Here is a 6,522-nt window from a genome sequence, read left to right as displayed (position 1 = left end):
AGTGTACGGCGCTTTCAATTCGTTAGAGCTGATTCAGCAAACCATGAGAACTCTTCTATGACACCCTCGGTCGTAGTCCTCTTCTGGGCTGTTCTTGCCTTTTGTATCACATGAAGATGACAAGGTTTCTGAAAGCATCGCTGACGTAACGCGGCTTTGGGACGCCGAGGGATGCCGAAATAGGAGCTACTGGGCTACTTACACCGGTTCTGTAGTCGTCGATAGGACGGTTCACAAGCGCACCAGTCGTACACTCATCTACGAGCTCCGAGCCCCCATGACGCGCTTCTCAGATCCGTCCGATCCACGACCGCCACTCCCAGACTGGGTCCAGGAGGCCTACCAGATTCTCGCGGACGCCGCTGATGGCCAGGAGAGTGACCTTACGTATGAGGAAGCCTATGCGCTGCTCAACGAGGCGAACGCGTTCTCGGCGGAGCATAGCGACAGCGAGTACGCCGTCGAGCGCCTGCTCACACGTGGCTATCTCTATGAGGCGAACGGCACGCTCCGCGTCACCGAAACCGTATTCGAGTGACCGACGGCCAGTCGGTCACTACGTTCAGACGACCTCATTGGCAACTGCCACGAAACGCTTTCCGACGTTCATCTCGTAGTATCGGTATGTCCACGACCGTTGAGACTCCTGATTCAGGTGAGACGTGTGCATACTGTGATTCGCGGATTTTCGACCATGACCCGATTTGTGTACGTGACTGTGACGACGACTGCGGGTCGCCCGTATACTTCTGTAACTACGCCTGTCTCTCGGCATATATCGACGAGAACGACCTCACAACCGGCGATGCCTGCGAGTGGAATCCCACTGAAAACAGTTGTTGCTAATCGAGCAGCCTAGTCGGTCCCCAGTCCGACCTAACGACTTCACCGGACAAGACGTCAACCGAATATAGTTCCATGTGACCTCAAACACTTAGCGATGAGCATGGCCGCTGCCGTGTCACAGAACCGACCCCCTCCCTCAGAAGAGCACTACATGAACCTTACTCGAAGCCCATTGCTTCGATCTGTTCCTGGTAGCGGTTGCGGATGGTGACCTCGGTCACGTTCGCGACGTCAGCGACCTCGCGCTGGGTCATTTTATCGTTGCAGAGGAGGCCAGCGGCATAGATAGCGGCGGCTGCGAAGCCGATTGGGCTCTTGCCTGAGAGAAGACCCTGCTCAGCAGAGGTGTCGATGATCTCGTTGGCCTTCGCAATCGTCTCTTCAGAGGCGTCAAGTTCGCTGGCGAACCGTGGGACGTACTGCTTGGGGTCGACGGGCTCCATCTCGAGGGAGAGCTCTTGGGCGATGTAGCGATAGGTGCGTCCGATCTCCTTCTTGCCGACGCGGGACACCTCCGCGACCTCTTCGAGCGAGCGTGGGATGCCCTCCTGTCGGCAGGCTGCATACAGACAGGCAGTCGCGACGCCCTCGATAGAGCGCCCGCGGATGAGGTCTTCATCGAGGGCGCGCCGATAGAGAACCGACGCAACCTCGCGAACCGAGCGTGGGACGCCGAGCGCGGACGCCATGCGGTCGATCTCGGAGAGGGCGAACTGGAGGTTGCGCTCGCCGGCGTCTTTCGTTCGGATGCGCTCCTGCCACTTGCGCAGCCGCTGCATCCGATTGCGCTTCTTCGAGTCGAGCGTCCGCCCGTAGGCGTCTTTGTCCTTCCAATCGATCTGGGTGGTGAGGCCCTTATCGTGCATCGTTTGGGTGGTTGGCGCACCGACGCGGCTCTTCTGGTCGCGCTCGTTCGAGTTGAACGCCCGCCACTCCGGGCCGCGGTCAATCTGGTCGTCGTCGAGAACGAGCCCGCAGTCCTCGCAGAGCCGCTCGCCCTGATCCGTGACGATACTCGTCGACTCACACTCCGGGCAGTGCTGGGTCTCGTCGCTGGTCTGCTTCTGCTCGGCCTGCTCTTCGCTGCGTTCCCGAGTCGGCCGTTCCATTCACCTTGTGACACCCTCTAATCAAATATAGGTCTTTGCCTACTGCCAGTCCCAGACAGCATCGGTTCAGTCCCAAGTATCAATCCGACAGGAATGTTTTCTGGATCTAGACCGTAATCGGATGGTCTCTAGAGTTCGCCGCACTCGGCGTGCACCGCCGTCGGTCGCGACGACGATCAAGATCGTACTCCGGGAAACATAGTGAGGAGTGGCCGGTTCGGAAAGGCCAGATGAGAGGAACCGAGAGGGGGAGGGGTCATTTGGAGTGTTCAGTGGTTTGAATGTGACCAGGGGTAGAGCGAGGAAGAGGATCAAGAGGTCATTTGGAGTGTTGCCGGGGGCGAGAAGCTGTGAGGAGTGCGAATTTATGAGAATATGGGAAGAATGACGTAGGATGCTGTAGTGTGTGGTATAGTGTGGTTGTTGTTGTGTTGTCTAGTAGGCTAGTTCTAGACTAGAGGGATCTAGTCCATAGAATATATCTATGCATTCCGGCAACTTCTCGAATATCGAGCCTTCTCCCTCTCTTATTGTATCGAACACTCCAAATGACCTCCCCCTATATGACTTAAAGAGATCGGTCACTCAGAACAGTCCAAACACTCCAACCTACCTTTATGGTTATCGAGTGCGATCGATAAGCCATCATGGGGCTCTTCGGTGATCTCGACGACACCATCTACCAAGACAAGGACGTCCTGAAAGAGGACTACCAACCCGACGAGATCCTTGAGCGCGAAGCCGAAATCGAGGAGTACAAACACGCGCTCTCCGACGCCGTCTTCGGCCGCACCCCGGACAACGTCTTCCTCTTCGGCAAAGCTGGCGTCGGGAAGACCGCCGTCACCAACTACGTCCTCACCGAACTCCAAGCCGAAGTCGACCAGCGGGACACTGCCGACGATGTCCATATCTCCCGCGTTAACTGTAACAACGAGAGCGTCTACTCGATCGTCCGTACACTCATCAATAACCTCATTCCGCCCAGCGGCGACCGCTTCCCCGCAAAAGGCCCGAGCAAAGCCGACGCATTCGAACGCCTCTATCGGGAGATGGAGCGTGTCGGAGGGACACACTTCTTCGTTTTCGATGAGATCGACCATCTCTCCGATCCAGACAGTCTCCTCTATGAATTCCCCCGTGCACGCGCCAACGGCTACCTCGAGGACGCTCGCGTCGGCATCATCGGCATCTCCAACAACTACACCTTCCGCAATACCCTCTCCTCCAAGGTCAAATCCACGCTGATGGAGCAAGAGATCTCCTTCTCCACCTATGACGCAACCGAACTCAGTACCATCCTCGAACATCGTGCCGAGCGTGCATTTGTCGACGGTGCGTGTGACCCCTCTGCGATTCAGGCGTGTGCGGCCTTCGCGGCGAAAGACGATGGGTCTGCACGGCAAGCGATCGACCTCCTGCTTGGGGCTGGCGATAACGCCGAGAAGAACGGCGACGACCTCGTTACCGCCGACCACGTCGAAGCGATTCACGAGAGCGTCTCACGCGGCCAGCTCAAAGACAAGATCGCCGATCAGACGATGCACTGCCAGCTCGTTCTGGAAGCGCTCGCACTCCACCAGCGGGACACTGGTGACACCGCACGCACGAAGCAAGTGATGAACCGCTACCAGTCAGTCGCCCGCGACCACAACGTCGACCCACTGACAACGCTTGAGTCGATCCGCGGCCACCTCGACGACCTCAACATGCTCGGCTTCCTCCTCCGTACCGAAGAAAACCGCGGACAGGGAGGTGGCCGCAGCTATCGCTGGGAGGTCGATATGGACATTGAGACCGTTATCGACGTCCGCGAATCAATCGACAGTACGCCAACGTAGGGACCGCCGCCAGCTATGGCCATCATAGGTCCTAGATGGGATCACTAAGTGCAGGAAGTGTGCGTAGATATGTAATATTATGTGTAGAGATTGCGTAGGAAGAATATGGACGAGATACTCGATGTTCTGGATCTGCTTGCAGACTCAGGACTTGAAGGAGCCATTATATGGGTATTTCGCATCCTCGGTCTGCTTGCTATCCTTGCCGGAATCGGTGTCTGGCTGTTTACCAATATCACTCTAGTCGTTCCTGTCGTTCTCATCATCGTCGGTCTCGTTCTCATCGTTGTTCCTGGAGTCCTGCTCCAAATTGCCGAGCTTGCTGGATAACCGAGGATACACTCGCAATCCCGGAAGGATCTGTGTGGTGCGTACTTGTCTTCCACAACGACCCGTGGTACACGACTAGATCAGTAAGCACGAAATCGTACTGATACTGCAGTGATGCAGACCAGCAATTCTGCCGGCTGAGAGTACTCTATCCTTCCCTTCGCCGGCTTCACATTGAGGACGTACTCGCCGAAGTCCTCAGCTGGGCTGAGGTACTGGAGCGAGTATTACCCTGACTGGCGTGTCGTCGGCAACGCCGTAGTGAAGTCCTCAACGAACTCCGCAAGAACCTCGTCGGGGCCCAAATCGTGAGTGTGGATGGGGGGTTCCCAGAGTTCGACGTCGAACGCGTGGGCCGCCGTCGCGTCGCCATCGGTCGCGACCACCATCAGAATGGCACTCTGGTAGATGACGATCGTCCGGTCGGCGTCTACCTCCAGATGTTCGATGTACGCGGCCTCCAGTCCCGCGCGAAGATCCACGCTGTCAGCGAGTTCGCAGTGGACGACCGGGTCATCATCTGCCATTCAATCAACCATATGGAATCGCGTGCCAAGTATACCTCGCACCATGACCGTCCTCGTCGCCCACTCTTAACCAACACTTCCGGACTATGGACGGCTGTGTTGGTTAACACTGGGTACCATCGAACGTGACTACCGTAGAGTTTGTCGGCACCGTCAACAGCGTCCGCGACCGGTCACCTTCATCTAGACACCATCGGTATGCGCTATCGGTCTGTACCACGGAATGAAAGGAGTCCGCGTTCATTGAGCTGTACGAGGAAGTATGATAATGTCTCGTCAACTGGCTCGACGCGCTGTGCGTCATATTCCTCGGCGATAACGGTAGCGATATCTGCGACGGTATAGTCGCCGTTACAGCAGTTCCAGACTGTTGATCCTACTGGATCAAGGGTGAGTTTGCGTTTTCGATCCGTTCTAAATAATTCAAACAAAACCTGATCGATACGATTTCGGGCTTGTATTTCCCATGTGATCGTAGCATGGCGTGTCCCATTCTCAGTCGTCATCGTCCAGTCGGCACACCTGCGAACCGGAACCGAGTTAGGATCATACGTGCTCATTGGCTCGTTCCTGATGGGGCACGCAGAATGCTGGCTGTGAAAAGAATAACGAGTATAATCACTGCGACGACGCCAAGGGCTTGCTGAAGAGCAGATGAGAACCCGATCGGGAAGGGGGCGCCGCCACTCTCACCGACACCCGTAATATATAGCCCGCCAATGACAATTCCCATAATAGCCTCGCCGGTGATGAGGCCAGCGGCGACGATCCGGCCCCGATACGTCGTTTCCTCAGCACGAGTTCCGTCTTTATCGTCAACACGTGTGACGTATCGATCAACCCCGCCACGAATCAACCCGCCAAGGAAGATCGGAGTCGCAAGTGTAATTGGGAGATAAATCCCGACTGCGAACGGGAGCACCGGAATTCGCATGAGAATCAATACGCACGCGAACACGGCGCCGATGAGTATCATGCCCCACTGCGCAGTCCCCGTAAGTACCCCTTCAGAGATCAGCGCCATCATACCAGCCTGGGGTGCAGGAATAGTACTGCTTCCGATACCGTACGCTTGATTGAAGAAATACAGGACCGCTCCAGAGAATACGGCTGAGATGGTGATTCCAACAAGCTGTGCGATCTGCTGTTTCCGTGGAGTAGCGCCGAGGAGATAGCCCGTTTTCAGGTCTTGGGAAGTGTCTCCCGCGACTGCCGCTGCGATTGCGACGACCGACGCAGTCACTAATACGACAACTGGATCGGTAACACCGGTGGATTTCATTGCGAGCGCGGCGATGAGGATCGTTGCGACTGCCATCCCAGAAACAGGGTTTGAGGAACTCCCGACGACACCGACGAGATATGCAGAAACCGCAACAAAAAGGAACGCAGCAATAACAGCGATAACACCGCCGATCAATCCAACTTGGACTTGAGGCAGAACGACGAGTGCGAGCATAACGAGCAGGGCACCACCCCCGACAAACTTCATGGACAGATCGCGCTGCGTTCGTTTTTGCGAAGAGGGACTGGTGTTCGCGGAACCACGAAGCTCTGCAGCGGCGGTCCCGAGTGCATCGGTAATCGTCTTCCGCATCGAGATGATAGCATGGAAGCCACCGACGATCATCGCCCCTGCACCGACGTAGCGAATATACTGATCCCACACGGCGTTTGCTTGCGCCATTAGTCCGGCGTCGGCGGCTTCGGGCGCAAACCCACCTGTGATGAGCATCGGGATCAACATTAGCCACGCGATGAGCCCACCACCGAACACGTATCCGGCGATTTTTGGCCCGATAGAGGGTGTCATAGAACGAGTAGCACACCAAAGAGCAGGGTGAACGCTGAGGTGGATGAGTTCAGCGA

8 protein-coding genes are annotated in these 6,522 nt (G+C 56.4%); 4 read left to right on the top strand and 4 right to left on the bottom strand.

What is annotated here, in order from left to right; all coding sequences use genetic code 11:
- The first annotated feature begins 277 nt into the window (after positions 1-277).
- Positions 278-538 (top strand): hypothetical protein, encoded by a 261-nt coding sequence (locus ABDZ36_RS10820; RefSeq protein ID WP_021780751.1) that lies wholly within the window; start codon positions 278-280, stop codon positions 536-538.
- Between the two features lie 86 nt (positions 539-624).
- On the top strand, positions 625-846 hold the full coding sequence (locus ABDZ36_RS10815) for a hypothetical protein (RefSeq protein WP_081641550.1): 222 nt from the start codon (positions 625-627) through the stop codon (positions 844-846).
- Positions 847-1,004: 158 nt separating this feature from the next.
- On the opposite strand, the gene ABDZ36_RS10810 is transcribed toward ABDZ36_RS10815, so the two are convergent.
- Positions 1,005-1,955 carry a transcription initiation factor IIB gene (locus tag ABDZ36_RS10810; protein ID WP_211313602.1) on the bottom strand — a complete coding sequence of 317 codons (951 nt, stop codon included), beginning with the start codon at positions 1,953-1,955 and terminating at the stop codon, positions 1,005-1,007.
- A gap of 644 nt (positions 1,956-2,599) precedes the next feature.
- Here ABDZ36_RS10810 and ABDZ36_RS10805 point away from each other — a divergent pair.
- Entirely contained in the window at positions 2,600-3,796 is a 1,197-nt protein-coding gene (locus tag ABDZ36_RS10805) for an AAA family ATPase (RefSeq protein ID WP_188873250.1), read from the top strand.
- Between the two features lie 105 nt (positions 3,797-3,901).
- Positions 3,902-4,126, top strand: coding sequence for a hypothetical protein (locus ABDZ36_RS10800; protein ID WP_188873241.1), 225 nt, complete (start codon positions 3,902-3,904; stop codon positions 4,124-4,126).
- A 227-nt stretch (positions 4,127-4,353) separates the two neighbouring features.
- Here the strand turns inward: ABDZ36_RS10800 and ABDZ36_RS10795 are convergent, their stop codons facing one another.
- The 3 genes from ABDZ36_RS10795 to ABDZ36_RS10785 all read right to left on the bottom strand — a co-directional run.
- Complete coding sequence (locus ABDZ36_RS10795; protein WP_209590444.1) at positions 4,354-4,653, bottom strand: hypothetical protein; 300 nt, start codon at positions 4,651-4,653, stop codon at positions 4,354-4,356.
- A gap of 203 nt (positions 4,654-4,856) precedes the next feature.
- Positions 4,857-5,159, bottom strand: a complete 303-nt coding sequence (locus ABDZ36_RS10790; RefSeq protein ID WP_229732400.1) for a PqqD family protein — start codon at positions 5,157-5,159, stop codon at positions 4,857-4,859.
- A gap of 50 nt (positions 5,160-5,209) precedes the next feature.
- Positions 5,210-6,522: OPT family oligopeptide transporter (locus ABDZ36_RS10785; RefSeq protein WP_343749310.1), on the bottom strand; the 1,313-nt coding region annotated here is incomplete at its 5' end.

The organism is Halarchaeum salinum, from assembly GCF_039520965.1.
Lineage (GTDB): Archaea > Halobacteriota > Halobacteria > Halobacteriales > Halobacteriaceae > Halarchaeum > Halarchaeum salinum.
This window is presented reverse-complemented; position numbering and strand designations above follow the sequence as displayed.

Bases quoted from the DNA above. Each gene is read 5' to 3' on its own strand.
- ABDZ36_RS10790 (WP_229732400.1), bottom strand. From the start codon at position 5,159: ATGACGACTGAGAATGGGACACGCCATGCTACGATCACATGGGAAATA.
- ABDZ36_RS10810 (WP_211313602.1), bottom strand. From the start codon at position 1,955: ATGGAACGGCCGACTCGGGAACGCAGCGAAGAGCAGGCCGAGCAGAAG.
- ABDZ36_RS10820 (WP_021780751.1), top strand. From the start codon at position 278: ATGACGCGCTTCTCAGATCCGTCCGATCCACGACCGCCACTCCCAGAC.
- ABDZ36_RS10800 (WP_188873241.1), top strand. From the start codon at position 3,902: ATGGACGAGATACTCGATGTTCTGGATCTGCTTGCAGACTCAGGACTT.
- ABDZ36_RS10815 (WP_081641550.1), top strand. From the start codon at position 625: ATGTCCACGACCGTTGAGACTCCTGATTCAGGTGAGACGTGTGCATAC.
- ABDZ36_RS10795 (WP_209590444.1), bottom strand. From the start codon at position 4,653: ATGGCAGATGATGACCCGGTCGTCCACTGCGAACTCGCTGACAGCGTG.